General features: G+C 60.4%; 19 protein-coding genes. 12 read left to right on the top strand and 7 right to left on the bottom strand.

Annotated elements, in window-relative coordinates:
• Window positions 1-106 precede the first annotated feature (106 nt).
• Together FIU93_RS05690 and FIU93_RS05685 are read right to left on the bottom strand one after the other, a co-directional pair.
• Window positions 107-1024, bottom strand: a complete 918-nt coding sequence (locus tag FIU93_RS05690) for a bifunctional helix-turn-helix domain-containing protein/methylated-DNA--[protein]-cysteine S-methyltransferase (protein WP_023002431.1) — start codon at window positions 1022-1024, stop codon at window positions 107-109.
• A 161-nt stretch (window positions 1025-1185) separates the two neighbouring features.
• A complete protein-coding gene (locus FIU93_RS05685) occupies window positions 1186-1647 on the bottom strand; it encodes an Lrp/AsnC family transcriptional regulator (RefSeq protein WP_023002430.1) in 462 nt (153 codons plus the stop codon).
• Window positions 1648-1852: 205 nt separating this feature from the next.
• Between FIU93_RS05685 and rocF the strand changes: the two genes are divergently transcribed.
• The 3 genes from rocF (at window position 1853) to FIU93_RS05670 (ending at window position 4645) form a co-directional block, all read left to right on the top strand.
• Window positions 1853-2719: an arginase gene (gene rocF / locus FIU93_RS05680; protein ID WP_286202439.1), complete on the top strand. Its 867-nt coding sequence runs from the start codon at window positions 1853-1855 to the stop codon at window positions 2717-2719.
• Window positions 2720-2730: 11 nt separating this feature from the next.
• Window positions 2731-3816: an ornithine cyclodeaminase gene (locus tag FIU93_RS05675; RefSeq protein WP_062485961.1), complete on the top strand. Its 1086-nt coding sequence runs from the start codon at window positions 2731-2733 to the stop codon at window positions 3814-3816.
• A 277-nt stretch (window positions 3817-4093) separates the two neighbouring features.
• Window positions 4094-4645 (top strand): hypothetical protein, encoded by a 552-nt coding sequence (locus tag FIU93_RS05670; protein WP_152505049.1) that lies wholly within the window; start codon window positions 4094-4096, stop codon window positions 4643-4645.
• Here the strand turns inward: FIU93_RS05670 and pyrF are convergent.
• The gene (gene pyrF / locus FIU93_RS05665; RefSeq protein ID WP_152505048.1) at window positions 4589-5380 is read right to left on the bottom strand and encodes an orotidine-5'-phosphate decarboxylase; all 792 of its coding nucleotides are present in this window, start codon (window positions 5378-5380) and stop codon (window positions 4589-4591) included. The two genes, FIU93_RS05670 and pyrF, sit on opposite strands and share 57 nt — an antisense overlap.
• A gap of 75 nt (window positions 5381-5455) precedes the next feature.
• Window positions 5456-6304, bottom strand: coding sequence for an SDR family NAD(P)-dependent oxidoreductase (locus FIU93_RS05660; protein ID WP_075283227.1), 849 nt, complete (start codon window positions 6302-6304; stop codon window positions 5456-5458).
• 178 nt (window positions 6305-6482) lie between these two features.
• Here FIU93_RS05660 and hisB point away from each other — a divergent pair, with 178 nt between their 5' ends.
• The 8 genes from hisB (at window position 6483) to coaA (ending at window position 11460) form a co-directional block, all read left to right on the top strand.
• Window positions 6483-7076, top strand: a complete 594-nt coding sequence (gene hisB / locus FIU93_RS05655) for an imidazoleglycerol-phosphate dehydratase HisB (protein WP_023002424.1) — start codon at window positions 6483-6485, stop codon at window positions 7074-7076.
• 15 nt (window positions 7077-7091) lie between these two features.
• Window positions 7092-7595, top strand: coding sequence for a DUF2628 domain-containing protein (locus FIU93_RS05650; RefSeq protein WP_152505047.1), 504 nt, complete (start codon window positions 7092-7094; stop codon window positions 7593-7595).
• The gene (hisH, locus tag FIU93_RS05645) at window positions 7592-8245 is read left to right on the top strand and encodes an imidazole glycerol phosphate synthase subunit HisH (RefSeq protein WP_152505046.1); all 654 of its coding nucleotides are present in this window, start codon (window positions 7592-7594) and stop codon (window positions 8243-8245) included. Before FIU93_RS05650 ends, hisH begins: the two co-directional genes overlap by 4 nt.
• Window positions 8246-8269: 24 nt before the next feature.
• The gene (locus tag FIU93_RS05640; protein ID WP_023002421.1) at window positions 8270-8557 is read left to right on the top strand and encodes a DUF1330 domain-containing protein; all 288 of its coding nucleotides are present in this window, start codon (window positions 8270-8272) and stop codon (window positions 8555-8557) included.
• A 6-nt stretch (window positions 8558-8563) separates the two neighbouring features.
• On the top strand, window positions 8564-9307 hold the full coding sequence (gene hisA, locus FIU93_RS05635; protein WP_023002420.1) for a 1-(5-phosphoribosyl)-5-[(5-phosphoribosylamino)methylideneamino]imidazole-4-carboxamide isomerase: 744 nt from the start codon (window positions 8564-8566) through the stop codon (window positions 9305-9307).
• The gene (gene hisF / locus FIU93_RS05630) at window positions 9304-10083 is read left to right on the top strand and encodes an imidazole glycerol phosphate synthase subunit HisF (RefSeq protein ID WP_152505045.1); all 780 of its coding nucleotides are present in this window, start codon (window positions 9304-9306) and stop codon (window positions 10081-10083) included. Before hisA ends, hisF begins: the two co-directional genes overlap by 4 nt.
• 24 nt (window positions 10084-10107) lie before the next feature.
• On the top strand, window positions 10108-10431 hold the full coding sequence (locus FIU93_RS05625; RefSeq protein WP_152505044.1) for a phosphoribosyl-ATP diphosphatase: 324 nt from the start codon (window positions 10108-10110) through the stop codon (window positions 10429-10431).
• A gap of 63 nt (window positions 10432-10494) precedes the next feature.
• On the top strand, window positions 10495-11460 hold the full coding sequence (gene coaA, locus FIU93_RS05620; protein WP_023002417.1) for a type I pantothenate kinase: 966 nt from the start codon (window positions 10495-10497) through the stop codon (window positions 11458-11460).
• Between the two features lie 21 nt (window positions 11461-11481).
• Here the strand turns inward: coaA and FIU93_RS05615 are convergent, their stop codons facing one another.
• Complete coding sequence (locus tag FIU93_RS05615; protein ID WP_152505043.1) at window positions 11482-12306, bottom strand: alpha/beta hydrolase; 825 nt, start codon at window positions 12304-12306, stop codon at window positions 11482-11484.
• A gap of 179 nt (window positions 12307-12485) precedes the next feature.
• Window positions 12486-12884 carry a RidA family protein gene (locus tag FIU93_RS05610; protein ID WP_152505042.1) on the bottom strand — a complete coding sequence of 133 codons (399 nt, stop codon included), beginning with the start codon at window positions 12882-12884 and terminating at the stop codon, window positions 12486-12488.
• Between the two features lie 169 nt (window positions 12885-13053).
• On the opposite strand from FIU93_RS05610, the gene FIU93_RS05605 reads away from it, so the two are divergent.
• A complete protein-coding gene (locus FIU93_RS05605) occupies window positions 13054-13632 on the top strand; it encodes a TetR/AcrR family transcriptional regulator (RefSeq protein WP_152505041.1) in 579 nt (192 codons plus the stop codon).
• Between the two features lie 77 nt (window positions 13633-13709).
• Here FIU93_RS05605 and FIU93_RS05600 read toward each other — a convergent pair whose 3' ends face one another.
• On the bottom strand, window positions 13710-15398 hold the full coding sequence (locus tag FIU93_RS05600; RefSeq protein WP_062485938.1) for a cache domain-containing protein: 1689 nt from the start codon (window positions 15396-15398) through the stop codon (window positions 13710-13712).
• Window positions 15399-15457: the final 59 nt, after the last annotated feature.

The raw sequence follows: 15457 nt of genomic DNA, 5'->3' as shown, positions 1-15457 counted from the left end.
GTATCCCCCTCCCCCTTGTGGGGAGGGGTTAGGGGTGGGGGTTCTGCTTGATGTCATTCGGGTGAATGTGAGGTTCATTGTTCACTGGGCGGAGTAATTTGCCCCCTCAAAGACACTCCAGAACCGGCCCGGACAAGCCGCTTTCCCAGCCGAGGATGGCGCGTTTGCGGGTGAGGCCCCAGTGGTAGCCGCCGAGTTTGCCGCCTTTTGCGAGCACCCTGTGGCAGGGTACGACGAAGGAGAGCGGGTTGCGGCCGACTGCGGTGCCGACAGCGCGGGATGCCTTCGGGTTGCCGAGGCAGGCGGCAATGTCGGAATAGGTGGTGGCCTTGCCCATCGGGATCTTCAGCAGGGTTTGCCAGACCCTGATTTCAAAATCGGTACCAATCATAACGATGTTGAGCGGTTGATCCTCTTGCCACTTTTTCGGATCGAAGACGCGCCGGGCAAATTGCGCCGTCGCATCCTGATCCTGGACGAAAACGGCTGCGGGCCAGCGCTCGCACATGTCTTCCAGGGCAGAGGTTTCCTCGCCCGGATCGGCAAATCCCAGACCGGCCAAACCCTTGTCGGTGGCCATCACCAGAACCTGGCCGAAAGGGGAAGGATGAAAGCCGTAGGCAATTGAAAGACCCGCGCCACGATTGCGGTAGTCGCCAGGCGTCATGGCTTCATGCGTGACGAAAAGGTCGTGCAGCCGGCCGGATCCGGACAAGCCCACCTCGTAGGTGGCGTCGAGAACACTGGCGGACTCACGCAGCAGCGCCTTGGCGTGATCCAGCGTGATTGCCTGCAGGAACTGCTTCGGCGTCAGCCCCGCCCAGCGCGAAAACACACGTTGCAGCTGGATGGGTTGAAGACCGGCTTCCCTGGCCAGCTGGTCCAGCGTGGGCTGCTCGCGCCAGTCTTCGGTGATCCGCTTCAAGGTGCGGCGAACGACGTCGTAGTGCTGCGCAGCCTCCTCTCCGATGGAGATCGGGGTCGGTTCGGACGTCAGGCTGGTAAGGTCGAGCGCTTTGGTCATGGCGGTTTCTTCATGCTGAACTTGAAGTCTGCTCCGATCTTAGTCGGCGAACAACAGGGGATCGACCCGATTTGCGATCCGTCTCATGATCCTTGGCGCTTTGGTACCAGTTTCCGCTTCACTCGGCCGGAATGACTGCACAGAAACCGGGACTGGCGTTCCTACCCCAGAACATCCTTGAACTCGCTGGCCGAAACCGCCGGTCCCTTGCGGGTGGTCAGAAGCAGGCTCGTCTCCGTGCCGGTAATACCCTCGATCAGGCGAATGCGATTGAGTGCATCGTCAAAGGCAGCAAGATCGCGCGTGGCGACGTCCAGTACCAGATCCCACTTGCCGTTTGTGGAATGGATCGCGCGAACCTCCGTCATGGCGCTGAGCGAGCGGATCACCGGTTCGGTGTTGTGGCCGTCTACGACCACCAGCGTCACCGCGCGGATCGGAAGATCGCGCCAGTCGTCGCGCAGGACGGCGGTAAATCCCAGGATTTCTCCCGTGTCGACCAGCTTCTCCATGCGAGAGCGCACGGTGGCGCGCGAGACCTTCAGATCACCTGCCAATTCGGACACTGACCGTCGCCCGTCATGGCGCAGAAGCGAGATCAATCGAAGATCCAGATCGTCCATTTTTCCATTCCGATAAATTGAGCTTATCAAAATGATAAATCTAGCTGCTCTTTTGATCAAGTGTCCGGATTTACTCCGCCGCGGCGTTTCAGCACACTTTTGACAGTTGAATTTTGGGGCGGAGCAGGACGTGAACGTCGTTGAGAAACAGATTGTGCTGGTTGGAGCTCCGGTGGATGAAGGCGCCGGTCAGCGCGGCTGCCTCATGGGACCGGACGCCTATCGAACCGCCGGCCTGCAGGAGACGCTACAGGAACTCGGCCATTCGGTCGTCGACCACGGAAATCTGAGCCCGGCGGAGGTTGGCAGCCTCACCCCTCCCAACAGGATACTGCGGAATTACCGCGCCTATGTTGCCTGGACCCGGGCGCTCCACCAGAAGGCGGCGGAACTTGGCGAAGGACCGGGTTTTCCGATCTATCTTGGCGGCGATCACGCCATGGCGGCGGGCACCGTTTCGGGTCAGGCAAGGGCGGCAGCCGCACTCGGGCGCCCGTTGTTCGTGCTTTGGCTCGATGCGCATTCGGATTTTCACACGCTGGACAGCACCGCCAGCGGCAACCTTCACGGCACGCCGCTCGCGTTTCTGTGCGGCCTGCCCGGATTTGACGATCTGCTTGGCAGCCCGCCGGAACACACCCTGAAACCGCAGAATGTCGAGATCCTCGGTGTTCGCTCGATCGATGATGCCGAGCGCAACCTGCTGGTCAGCCACGGCGTCGGTGTCAGCGACATGCGCCGGATCGACGAGGAAGGCATCGGCACTCTTCTGAAGCCGTTTCTGGAGCGCGTAAGGGCCGAAAACGGCCTTCTGCATGTCAGCCTGGATGTCGATTTTCTGGATCCGTCAATCGCCCCGGCCGTCGGCACCACCGTTCCGGGCGGCGCGACCTTCCGCGAAGCCCATCTGGTGATGGAGATGCTGCATGACAGTGGTCTCGTCACCTCTCTCGACCTGGTCGAGCTCAATCCCTTCCTGGACGAACGCGGAAAAACCGCGCGTCTGATGGTCGAACTGACCGGCAGCCTGTTTGGCCGCCGGGTCTTCGACCGGCCGACAAGAAGCTTCTAGAGGACCGAACAATGTCAAACAGCCCCATCAATCTCCTGCCGTCGGATCTGGCCTATGTGCCCTTCGTCAGCGTCGACAACATGATGCGCAATGTCCGCGCGATTGGCGTCGAAACCTTCATGCGTGGTATCGCCGAATATATCGAGCAGGATTTCCTGCGATGGGAAAGCTTCGACAAGAAACCGCGTATTCCGGCGCATGCGCCTCAGGGTGTCATCGAGCTGATGCCGACCAGTGACGGCAAGACCTTCGGCTTCAAGTATGTCAACGGTCATCCCGGCAACACCCGTGATGGTCTGCAGACTGTTACCGGCTTCGGTGTTCTGTCGAACCTGACGACCGGCTATCCGGTGCTGTTCACCGAGATGACCATCCTGACGGCCTTGCGCACGGCAGCCAACTCGGCGCTTGCCGCCAAATACCTGGCACCCAAGGGGTCCACCACGATGGCGATCATCGGCAATGGCGCTCAGTCCGACTTCCAGTGCCTGGCGTTCAAGGACATGCTCGGGATCACCGACATCCGCGCCTACGACATTGATAGCGCCGCCAGCTTGCGCCTTGCCCGCAACCTCGCCAATTCCGGCCTGAACGTGACCATTTGCAAGACGCCGGAAGATGCGATCGAAGGCGCGCAGATCATCACCACCGTAACCGCGGACAAGAAATCGGCGACGATCCTGACCGACAACATGGTCGGCACCGGCGTTCACATCAACGCGGTCGGCGGCGACTGCCCGGGTAAGACCGAGCTGCATCGCGATATCCTGCTGCGGTCCGATATCTTTGTCGAGTTCCCGGACCAGACTCATATCGAGGGTGAATTCCAGCAGCTCGACCGCGATCATCCGGTTACCGAACTCTGGCAGGTCTACGCCGGCAAGGCCGAAGGCCGCACTTCGCAGGACCAGATTACGCTGTTCGACAGCGTCGGCTTTGCCATCGAGGACTTTGCCGCCCTGCGCTATGTCCGCGATCTTCTGCCCAGAACCGGTCACTTCGAGAAGCTCGACCTGCTGGCTGATCCGGACGACCCGCGTGACCTCTACGGCATGGTTCTCCGGTCTGCGGCCAATGGAGACAACCAGGCAGCGTGACCTGAGATCACGTGATTGTAGCAAACTGGACCACCGCTTCGGCGGTGGTTTTTTTGGCCTTGGTCAACCGGCCGCTACCCCTGCTTTCCAGGGAAAGAAACGGTTCCGGAAAGTACTTGTGTCATCCCGGGAAAGCATGGCGGAACCCGGTTCGCGTGGTTCAGGGGAGGACGTGGGACTCGACAAGGGTAATGCCAAAAAACGCCTGACATCAGTCACTTATTTTAAGGTTTTCGGTGTTGAGTTGGCGTCATCCTACCTTTTCGGGGACCTTTTGATGACATTCAGAATTTTGACCGGCCTCGGACTCGGCCTGCTTGCCGCTTCCGCTGTTCAGGCCAAGGAACAGTATTTTTCCTACAAGGACTGGAATGTAGAGATTCAGTCGTTTGATACGGGCGAAGACTTTCGTATCAACTGCACCATGTGGACCGGCGGCGACGGCCTGCCCACAGTAGGCTTTGCGATGTCCAACAGCGATGCATTGCCGCCGGACTTCTTCCCCGGTGTCCAGCTGACGGAACGTGCCGTCCGCGGCCATGCGACGGTTCTTCAGAATGATCAGAAGGTCAATTTCGTCTTTGATGACGGCGACAGCGCGCAGGCAACGGTCCAAGCCTATTTCGATGAAGACGGTTTCGCAGTCGCCCAGACCTATTTCCCGATCGAGGACGCTCAGCGCGTCCTGCAGGCGATGCAACGGAACGGGCAGATCGATATCGTCGGACCGAGCGGCCTCATCTATACCGCTTCCCTGAGCGGATTTACCGCGTCATATCGAAAAGTTGCCGAAGGATGCGGCTTTCCGGTTACCGGAGTTATCGACTAGCGGCGGCAGGTTCAGCGCCTCTTCTATTTCGGCAACCACGGCATCGGCCGCCGCACCCGGATCTTCGGCCCGGCTGATCGGGCGGCCAACCACCAGGTAGTCACTACCAGCCTGAATCGCGTCCGCCGGGGTCATCACCCGGCGCTGGTCTCCGGCGTCGCTGCCGGCAGGGCGGATGCCGGGGGTGACGATCACAAGCTCGTCTCCAAGGATGGCGCGCATTTTTGTGGCTTCGGTGGCGGCGCAGACGATGCCGCCCATGCCAGCCACACGGGCGTCCTTCGCCCGCGCTTCCACCACATCGGCAATCGGGCCGCGATACCCTGCAGCGACCAGGTCCTGCTCGTCCATGGAGGTCAGCACCGTCACCCCGAGCAGGCACAGATCGGGATTACCCTCTTCCCGCAGGCCTTTCACGGCAGCACGCATGGTTTTCGGGTAGCCGTGCAGGGTCATGAAGGTCATGCCCATCTTGGCGACATTGCGTACGGCCTTTTCGATGGTGTTGTCGATATCGTGCAGCTTGACGTCCAGAAAGATCTTCTTGCCGTCACGCGCAAGGTCACGGGCGAATTCCAGCCCGCCGGCAAACTGAAGTTCCATGCCGATCTTGTAGACACCGACCTTGCCTTCAGTCTGCTTTACCAGCTTCTCGGCCTCGGCAACCGTCGGCACGTCGACAGGCAGCATCAGGCGGTCCAGAGCGGTTTTCGGGGAGAAAGGGCTGGTCGGCATGGGCAGATCCTCGGATTTTGGGGCAGGTGCCAGTGCATAGCACCAAGGATCGCCCAGCGCCAGAACTACCCAGAACTACGCCTTGCCTGTGCGCTCGAATTCCGCGAAGGCATCCTTGTAGTCGTCATGCCAGCGCGACAGCGGCGGCCGGTTTTCAATGATATCGCCGATGGCCCATTCTGCCCGGCGATTGTCCCTGGTGCTGTCGACATCATTGTCCGGGCACAGGATGTAGAAATCGCCCGCTGACATCCGCTCGATGAAGTGATCGACGGTCTGCTCGCTGGTCCAGGCCGCGTCCGGCTTCTCCGGAAAGTGGCTTGCGGTCATGCCCGTGTAGGTGAACCCCGGCACGAACAGATGCACCGAAATGGGCGCACCGGCCTGCCGCAGTTCATGGGCAAGCTGTTCGCTGAGCACTTTCACGGCTGCCTTGGTGGTGTTGTAGCCGGGGTTTCCCGGAGGTGTCGTGATGCCCTGCTTCGATCCGGTGTTGACGATGACCGCCGGGCGGGCAGCCTCGATCAGGCGCGGCGTGAAGGCATGGACACCGCGCAGGACGCCGTAGAAATTGATGTCCATCAGGCGGACCCAATTGTCGAAGTCCTCCCAGGCAGAGGTCGGCAGGCTGATGCCGGCGTTGTTCATCAGGACCGCGACGGGCCCGGTCTGAAAAGCCTTCTCGGCCAGGGCTTCCACCTGCGCCATGTCACCGACATCGGTCGGAACCGCGAAAATATCGACACCGACCGTACCGGCGGCACGCACCTTTTCCGTTGCCTCTTCAAGGGCCGGACCGGGCAGATCGGCAAGAATGACGCCCAGTCCTGCCTGGGCGAAGCGGGTGGCAGCGGCCAGTCCGACGCCGCTGGCAGCACCGGTAACGACGGCAATCCCGCCTTCTGAAATGGCTTTTTTGTACATGATGGATTTCCCCCAAAATGGATTTCAGGAACGCGGCGACAGACGAATGCCGATTTGCCTGTCTGCAAGATAGTCCGGCCACAGAACCCTTTCACTATGAAACCGCTATTTTCTTAGACGGTTCAGGCTGCTACAACACCGCGGTTCTTCTTTCCCATTACCCACGGGGCATCAGCACATGCGCACAGCGAGTGTATCGCGCGACACCAAGGAAACCCGCATCGCGGTCGAGATCAACCTGGACGGCACGGGCGCATACGACGTCCAGACCGGCGTCGGGTTCTTCGACCATATGCTGGAGCAATTGTCGCGACATTCGCTGATCGACATCAAGGCCCGTGCCGATGGCGACACTCATATCGACTTTCACCACACGGTCGAGGATACCGGCATTGCGCTGGGCCAGGCAATTTCCGAAGCGCTGGGCGACATGGCGGGCATCACCCGTTATGCCGATACCCATCTTGCCATGGATGAAGCGCTGACCCGCTGCGCGCTGGATGTGTCCGGCCGTCCCTTCCTGGTCTGGGACGTCACCTTCGACCGGGACAAGATCGGTGAATTCGACACGGAGCTGTTCGAGGAGTTTTTCCGGGCATTCGCGATGAATTCCGGGATTACCCTTCATATTGCCAACCTTTATGGCTCCAATTGCCATCACATCGCCGAAACCTGCTTCAAGGCGGTTGCGCGCTCCTTGCGCAAGGCGGTGGAGATCGATCCGCGGCAGGCAGACCGCATTCCGACCACCAAGGGCCAGCTCGGCAGCTAGGGCAGGAAACGGCGCATGAGCACATATGTTGTGATGGCTCCGCCAGAATTCGAAGACGTGGCTGGCGATCCTCGCCAGACCGACAGGCTCGCCTTCGTTCCGGACGGCTTCTCGACACTTGCGTTCCTGTTTGCCGTCATCTGGCTGCTGGTCAACCGCATGTGGCTGGTGCTGCTTGGCTATCTCGCCGCGACACTGGTGATCGAGTTGCTGGCGCTGTCCGTCAGTCAGGAAGCCATGGCCGTCGTTGCCCTCTTCACCTCCATCCTGTTCGGCCTCGAGGCCCAGGCGCTGCGCCGCTGGTCGCTGGAGGGCAAGGGTTGGCGCGTTGTCGGCATCGTCGACGCGCACAACAAGAGCGAAGCCGAATTCCGATTTCTCCACAAGGCGGCTGACCGAGTGTCGCCGCCCAGACCTCAAATCGACCGGCAACAGCGCCCCGCCTCCCAACCGATCATCCCGAGGATCGGTAGCGAGCAGGTGGTGGGCCTGACCCTCGGTCCGGAGACCCGTCAATGACAATTGCGATTATCGACTACGGCTCGGGCAACCTGCGCTCGGCCGAAAAGGCGTTTGAGCGCGCGGCCCGCGCCCACGCCCACACGCCCGACGTTATCGTGACGTCCGACCCCGAAAGGGTACTGAAGGCCGACCGTGTCGTGCTGCCGGGTGTCGGCGCCTTTGCCGACTGCAAGCGCGGCCTGTGGGCTGTCGAAGGCATGCCCGAGGCGCTGGAACAGGTCGTTCGCAAGGACGGCAAGCCGTTCTTCGGCATTTGCGTCGGCATGCAGCTGATGGCAAGCCGCGGCCTGGAATTCGAGACCGTTGAAGGTCTTGGCTGGGTCGAAGGCGACGTTACAGCCATGGAACCGGCAGACAAGACGCTGAAAATCCCCCACATGGGCTGGAACACCATTGAGGTCCGTCCGGAAAGCCACCCGGTTTTCAAGGGGCTGGAAACGGGAGCGGATGGCCTGCACGCCTATTTCGTGCATTCGTTCCACTTTGCCTGTGCCAGGGCGGAAGACCGCCTGGCAACGTTCGACTATGCCGGCACCTTCACTGCCATGGTGGCGAAGGACAACATGATCGGCACCCAGTTCCACCCGGAAAAAAGCCAACGGCTCGGTCTGGAGCTGATCGCCAATTTCCTGGACTGGACCCCTTAATCTCTAAGCGCCTGGGAGGCCAACATGAGCAAAGGTTACTGGATCGCCCGTGTCGACGTGCATGACGCCGACGGATATCCGGCATACGTGGAAACGGCAAAGCCCGCCTTCGAGCGGTTCGGCGCCAATTTCCTTGCCCGCGGCGGCAAGACCGATGCCATTGAAGGCCCGGGCCGGGCGCGCAACGTCATCATCGAATTTCCGAGCTTCCAGCACGCGGTTGATTGCTATAATTCGCCGGAATATCAGGAAGCGGTGAAAATCCGCCAGAAAGTAGCCGATGGCGAAATCGTCATCGTTGAAGGAATTTAAAGCGACATGATCCTCTTTCCCGCCATCGATCTGAAGGATGGCCAGTGCGTTCGCCTGAAACTGGGCGACATGGACCAGGCAACCGTGTTCAACGACAACCCGGGCGCGCAAGCCCGGGCGTTCGAGGATCAGGGCTTCGAATGGCTCCATGTGGTCGATCTCAACGGCGCCTTTGCCGGCGAGAGCGTCAACGGCGCGGCTGTCGATGCCATTCTGGGGGCAACGAAGAACCCGGTGCAGCTGGGTGGCGGGATCAGGACGCTGGAACATATCGAAACCTGGCTGGACAAGGGCATCAGCCGCGTCATCCTGGGCACTGTTGCCGTGCGCGATCCGGACCTGGTGAAGGAAGCCTGCCGCAAGTTCCCCGGCAAGGTTGCCGTCGGCATTGATGCCAAGGGCGGCTATGTCGCCGTCGAGGGCTGGGCGGAAACGTCCGAACTTACCGCAGTCGATCTTGCCCGGCAGTTCGAGGATGCAGGCGTTGCGGCGATCATCTATACCGATATCGATCGCGACGGCGTCCTGAAGGGTCTCAATATTCCCTCGACGCTGGATCTCGCCCGTGCCGTCTCCATTCCGGTCATCGCCTCGGGCGGCCTTGCGTCGATCGACGACATTCACCGCCTGCTGGAGCCGGATTGCGCCATCCTGGAAGGGGCAATCTCGGGCCGTGCGCTCTACGACGGCCGTCTCGATCCGAAAGAAGCCATGGAATTGATCCTGGCCGCGCGGAGCAAAGCATCATGACCTTGAAAGCCCGTGTCATTCCCTGTCTCGACGTCAAGGACGGCCGTGTCGTCAAGGGCGTCAACTTCGTGGATCTGGTCGATGCCGGTGATCCGGTGGAAGCCGCCAAGGCCTATGACGCGGCCGGTGCGGACGAACTGTGCTTTCTGGACATCACGGCCAGCCACGAGGGCCGGGACACGATCTACGACGTTGTCCGGCGCACGGCCGAAGCCTGTTTCATGCCGGTGACCGTCGGTGGCGGCGTACGCACGGTGGAAGATATCCGCAAGCTGCTGATCGCCGGGGCCGACAAGGTGTCGATCAACACGGCAGCTGTCACCAATCCGGATTTTGTGCGCGAAGCGGCGGAAAAATTCGGGGCGCAGTGCATCGTCGTCTCCATCGATGCCAAGCAGGTCAACGCGCCGGGCGAACCGGAAAAATTCGAGATCTTCACCCATGGCGGCCGTAATGCCACCGGCATCGATGCGGTCGAATTCGCCAGAAAGGTGGTTGATCTTGGCGCCGGTGAACTGCTGGTCACCTCGATGGACCGGGATGGTACAAAATCCGGCTACAACATCGCCCTCACCCGGGCGATTGCCGATGCGGTGCCGGTGCCGGTGATCGCCTCGGGCGGTGTCGGCAACCTGGACCACATGGTGGAAGGCATCCGTGATGGCCATGCCACTGCGGTGCTGGCCGCCTCGATCTTCCACTTTGGCGAATACACCATTCAGGAAGCCAAGCACTACATGAACGACGCCGGCGTACCGATGCGCCTCGACGCCTGAAACGGCCTCAAGGGAACTAGCCGAATGACCGACTTCACTTTGGAAGATCTGGACGCCATTATTGCTGCACGTGCGAATAGCGCGGACGACAAGTCCTATACGAGCAAGCTCGTCAACAAGGGCGTTGCCAAATGCGCCCAGAAGCTGGGGGAAGAAGCGGTTGAAGCGGCGATTGCCGCCGTTCAGAAGGACCGGCAGGAATTGACGGCCGAGGCCGCCGATGTGCTTTATCACTTGTTGGTGGTTCTCAATGTCTCCAATGTCCCCCTCGGGGATGTTATGAAGGAGCTTGCGAGCCGTACGGGACAGACCGGACTGGAAGAAAAGGCGTCCCGGCCTCAAGAATAATCCAGGGCCTGCAGGCTCTGTACCGGATCCGGCGTTCAGCCGCGCAGCAGGAACTGCGAAGTAATGGATCAGAAAGTCGCCACGGCCCTGGACATGGATCTGTCCCCCTACCAGGTGTTCACCGAGCGCGAGTGGGCAAGACTGCGTGCGGACACGCCCATGACGCTGGATGCGCATGAGGTGGCCCAGTTGCAGGGCCTCAATGCGCCGGTCTCGATCGAGCAGGTCGAGACAATCTACCTGCCGCTCTCCCGTCTGCTTGCCTTCTATGCCGAAGCAACCATCAGCATCTTTCAGGCAACGCAGAACTTCCTCGGCACCCGTGACGGCAAGACCCCGTTCATCATCGGTGTTGCCGGGTCGGTGTCGGTCGGCAAGTCGACCACCTCGCGCGTGCTGCGTGAGCTTCTGGCCCGCTGGCCGGCCAGCCCCAAGGTCGACCTGATCACAACCGACGGGTTCCTGTATCCAAACGCGGTGCTGGAAGCCGAAGGGCTGATGTCCAAGAAGGGCTTTCCGGAAAGTTTCGACAGGCCACGTCTGCTGAAATTCCTGTCCGACATCAAGGCAGGCAAGCGGTTCGTTCGGGCACCGGTCTATTCGCACTTCTACTACGATGTCATGCCCGGCCACACGGTGACGGTCGACCGGCCCGATATTCTGATTGTCGAAGGCCTCAACGTGCTGCAGACGCGCGAATTGCCCAAGGACGGGCGCGCGGTGCCGTTCGTTTCGGATTTCTTCGACTTCTCGGTCTATATCGACGCCGATGAAACCCTGTTGCTGAACTGGTATGTCGACCGCTTCATGCGCCTGCGCGAGACAGCCTTCCGCGATCCGGGATCCTATTTCCATAAGTATTCGCGGATTACCGATCAGGAAGCCGTCACGACCGCCAATCGCATCTGGAACGACATCAACCTGGTCAACCTGCGCGAAAACATCCTGCCGACGCGGCCTCGCGCCGACCTGATCCTGACCAAGGATTCCAGTCACAAGATTGCCAAGGTCGCCCTGCGCAAGATCTGAGCTGCAGCTGACGCCTGTCCCTCAGAGGAAGGCACCCAGCTTGGCCAGAACAAGATCCGGCACCTCGAGTTGCGGCAGGTGGCCGGCGTTCGGCAGCGCTTCGAATGACGACTGCGGAATGGCGGCGTGCAGAGCCTGGCCCCGGTCGATCGGGATCCACGGATCGTCCTCTCCCCAAAGGATCTTCACCGGGCACCGGATGTCGCCGTAAAGCGGTTCGATCTCGTTGGTATAGGCTTCGTCTGCCTGGGCGAACTGGCGATAGAAGCTGCCGCGGCCTTCTTCGGTCAGCCAGGGCTTTGCCAGTGCCGCGCGGGCCTCGGCCCCGATTTCGTTGACAAGGGCGCCGCCGATATAGGCATCGACAACCGCGCGGTGGATATGCGGCGGGAGCCCGACAAAGGCTTCCACATGGCGGCCGACGTGATCGAAGAACTCCGACCCCCAGGGGCTGAGGGCAACGACGTTCATCAAGACGTATTTGTCGAAATCGCAGCCGTGCAGAAGATGCGCCCGCAACGTTGTTGCCCCGCCAAAGTCATGGGCCACGACCGATGGCCGTTCGAGTTGCCAATGATCGAGCATTTCGGCAAAGACCTTGCCCTGAATGTCGAGGGACGTGCGTTGGTCAGCTGACTTTGCCGACTGGCCGTATCCAGGCATGTCGTACCAGTGGACGCGGAACTTCCGGGAGAGTTCCGGAATGAGCCGATGCCAGGACCAGGACGACCACGGCCAGCCGTGTGCGAGCACCAGCGACGGCCCTTCACCCGCCCGGCCCGCCATGACGACACCGGCAGATGTCCGGATTTCTTCGGAAAGGTGCCAATTCGTGGTGTCGTCCATAACCTGGTCTCCATTGAACATGCATCGGCAGACATGCGCTGGAGAAGGTCAGTGTCCGTCTCCCAGCGCCATCCGCACGTGGTGTGCCACGTCGCTGCTTGCAACCGTTGAAGAGTTGGTTTCGGTCCGGCCTGCCTTCAGGCTCGATGAAACCGGAAGGCAGGTCTGCCGAAAAGGCGTCAGGCGCCGTCGGGAATTCGTGCGATAACCTTGATTTCAAAATCGAAACCGGCCAGCCAGTTGACGCCGACGGCCGTCCAGTTCGGATAAGGCGCTTCTTCGAAAACCTCGTCCTTCACTTTCATCAGGCTCTCGAACTGGTTTTCCGGGTCCGTGTGGAAGGTCGTGACGTCGACGATATCGTCCAGTCCGCAGCCGGCCGCTTTGAGTACGGCTTGCAGGTTTTCAAAGGCCAGGCGCACCTGATCTTCGTAGTTTGGTTCAGGCGTGCCATCTGCGCGGCTGCCGACCTGACCGGATACAAAAAGAAGGTCGCCGGAGCGAAGAGCGGCCGAATATTTATGCGTGTCATAAAGGGCGTGACGGCCCTCCGGGAAAACAGGTTGGCTCTTGGTCATGTTCAGTCCTTTCAAGGTTGGAGCTTCGGTGTGAAACCGGGCTTAACGGGGAGCGCTTATTGAGATACGCTGCGTATGTGAATAACTCACATACGCGCCGTATGTCAATTGGCATACGCGACGTATGCGAATTTGCGAGGTAAGGATGGCGCCTGGAAAACGAGCCGAAATGATGGAGGAAACGCGGGCAAAGCTGATAGCGGCAGGGCGAAAAGCCTTTGCCGAACAGGGCTACGCGGCTGCGTCCATGGATGAACTGACCGCTTCTGTCGGCCTGACGCGCGGCGCGCTTTATCACAATTTTGGAGACAAGAAGGGTCTTCTGCAGGCGGTGGTCAATCAGCTCGATGGCGAAATTGCAGCCGAAGCCAAGGAAGCCGCCAGCCGGCTTGGCGGGAGCGAATGGGAGTCGCTCATGGCAGAAGGCATCGCCTATATCGAGATGGCTCTGAAACCGGAAGTGCAGCGTATCGTGCTGCTGGACGGACCATCCGTACTTGGCGATCCGTCACAGTGGCCGAGCCAGAATGTTTGCCTGCAGACAACGACCAGTGCGCTTGAACGTCTGATCGCCGAAGGCCTGGTAAAACCCGTTGACGCGGAAGCCGCTGCGCGGCTTCTGAACGGCGCTGCCTTCAATGCCGCACTCTGGATTGCGGCAAGCGATGACCCGCAAGCGGACCTGAAGAAGGCGATCGACGCTTTCAAGGTTCTTGGAGAAGGCCTTCTGACGACCCCGCCGGGCTGACATACCACTTGGAAGCAGACACGAAAAACCCGCAGCCTTTGAGGGACTGCGGGCTTTTTGCGTCTGGTGTCCGGACCTTAGGCCACGGAGCGCTTGCGGACTTCCTGCAGGAAGGTGCCGACCTGATTGCGCAGCATCGAAGCATTTTCCTTCAGCTGCTGGGCCGAGCTGTCGACCTTTTCCGCGGTATCGCGGGTGTTTTCGGCAGCCGCTGCAACGGTCTCGATGTTCGTGGTCACTTCAACCGTGCTACGCGAAGCTTCGGTCGCGTTGCTGGCGATTTCCTGCGTCGCAACGCCTTGCTCTTCCACGGAAGAAGCGATGGACGAGGCGATTTCGTTCATGTTGTTGATGATCTCTGTAACCGAGGAGATGGCGCTGGCCGCATGACCGGTCTCATCCTGGATCGCCGTGATCTGGCTGGAGATTTCCTCGGTCGCCTTGGAAGTCTGGGTGGCCAGTTCCTTGACTTCCGCCGCAACGACCGCAAATCCCCTGCCGGCTTCGCCTGCGCGTGCCGCCTCGATGGTCGCGTTAAGCGCCAGGAGGTTGGTCTGTTCGGCGATCGCCTGGATCAGGTTCACGACCTCGCCGATGCGGCTGGCGCTTTCGGAAAGGCCATGCATGCGCTGGTTGGTTGCCTGGGCTTCTCCGGCAGCGCGGGCCGCAATCTCGCTGGAAGACTGCACCTGACGGCGGATTTCGTTGACCGAGGCCGACAGTTCTTCCGCCGCCGCCGCAACGGTTTCAACGTTGTGGGCTGCCTGGGAGGAGGCGTTGGAAACGCGACCGCTCTGTTCCGTGGTCTGTGCCGCGACGCCGGTCATGTCGGCGGAAGCAGCCTGCAGGTTCTGCACGGAGCTGTCGATGATGTTGAGCATTTCCATGATCTGACGATCGAAGTCGCCGCTGAGCTGCTGGATTTCAGCTCCCTTGCGGGCAGCGTCTTCCTGGCTGGAATTCTGCTGCTCTTCAAGTTCGCGCCGTGCAGCTTCGTTCCGGACGAAAACTTCCATGGCGCTCGCCATCTGGCCGATTTCGTCGCCGCGGTCGGTGCCGTCAATGGTGATGCTGGTGTTGCCATCGGCCAGCAGGCTCATGTTGTCGGTCAGCGCGCGCAGCGGACGAACCGTGTTTCGGACGGCGACAAAGGCAATGCCGATCGCAATCAGGGCACCAACAAGCGCCAGAGCGATGATCGAAGTGGCAGCGCTCCAGTAGGCAGCTTCGAGATCGTCAACGTAAACCCCGGTGCCGATCATCCAGCCCCAGGGCTCGAAACCGGAACCCCAGCTATATTTTTCAATCGGTTCTTCGCCGGCTGTGCGCGGCCAGTAATAGAGCAGCGAACCGCCGCCGGCCTTGGCATCCTTGATCAGTTCGGCAACGATCTTCACCCCCGTCTTGTCGGAGAAGCCGATCATGTTGGTGCCGACGAGCTTTGCGTTCGGATGAACCAGGTTCATGCCCTGGTAGTCATAGGCGAAGACATAGTTGTCGCCTTCGAACCGGATGGCGCCAATGGCTTCCCGGGCTGAGGCCTGGGCCTCTTCGCGGGTCATTTTCCCGCTTGCTTCCTGGCCATGGTAATAGGCGGCGATCGAAACCGCGCCTTCGGTGATTTCTTCAATCTTTTTGAGGCGTTCCGCGAACATCGCCGAATAAAGACTGTTGAGACTGACCACACAGATCGCGGCTGTGAACAGCAGAATGGTCGCGATCGGGAGGCTGATCTTCCAGGTAATGGGCCAACGGGCGAAGGACATGGTTAAGTGATTCCTATCGAACTCTGTCCGACAAGATTTCCTCTCAATAATTGACCAAA

Source organism: Labrenzia sp. THAF35 (assembly GCF_009363595.1).
In the GTDB taxonomy this organism is placed as follows: domain Bacteria; phylum Pseudomonadota; class Alphaproteobacteria; order Rhizobiales; family Stappiaceae; genus Roseibium; species Roseibium algicola.
Note: the sequence above shows the minus strand (reverse complement) of the source record. Positions and strands in the feature narration are given on the sequence as shown.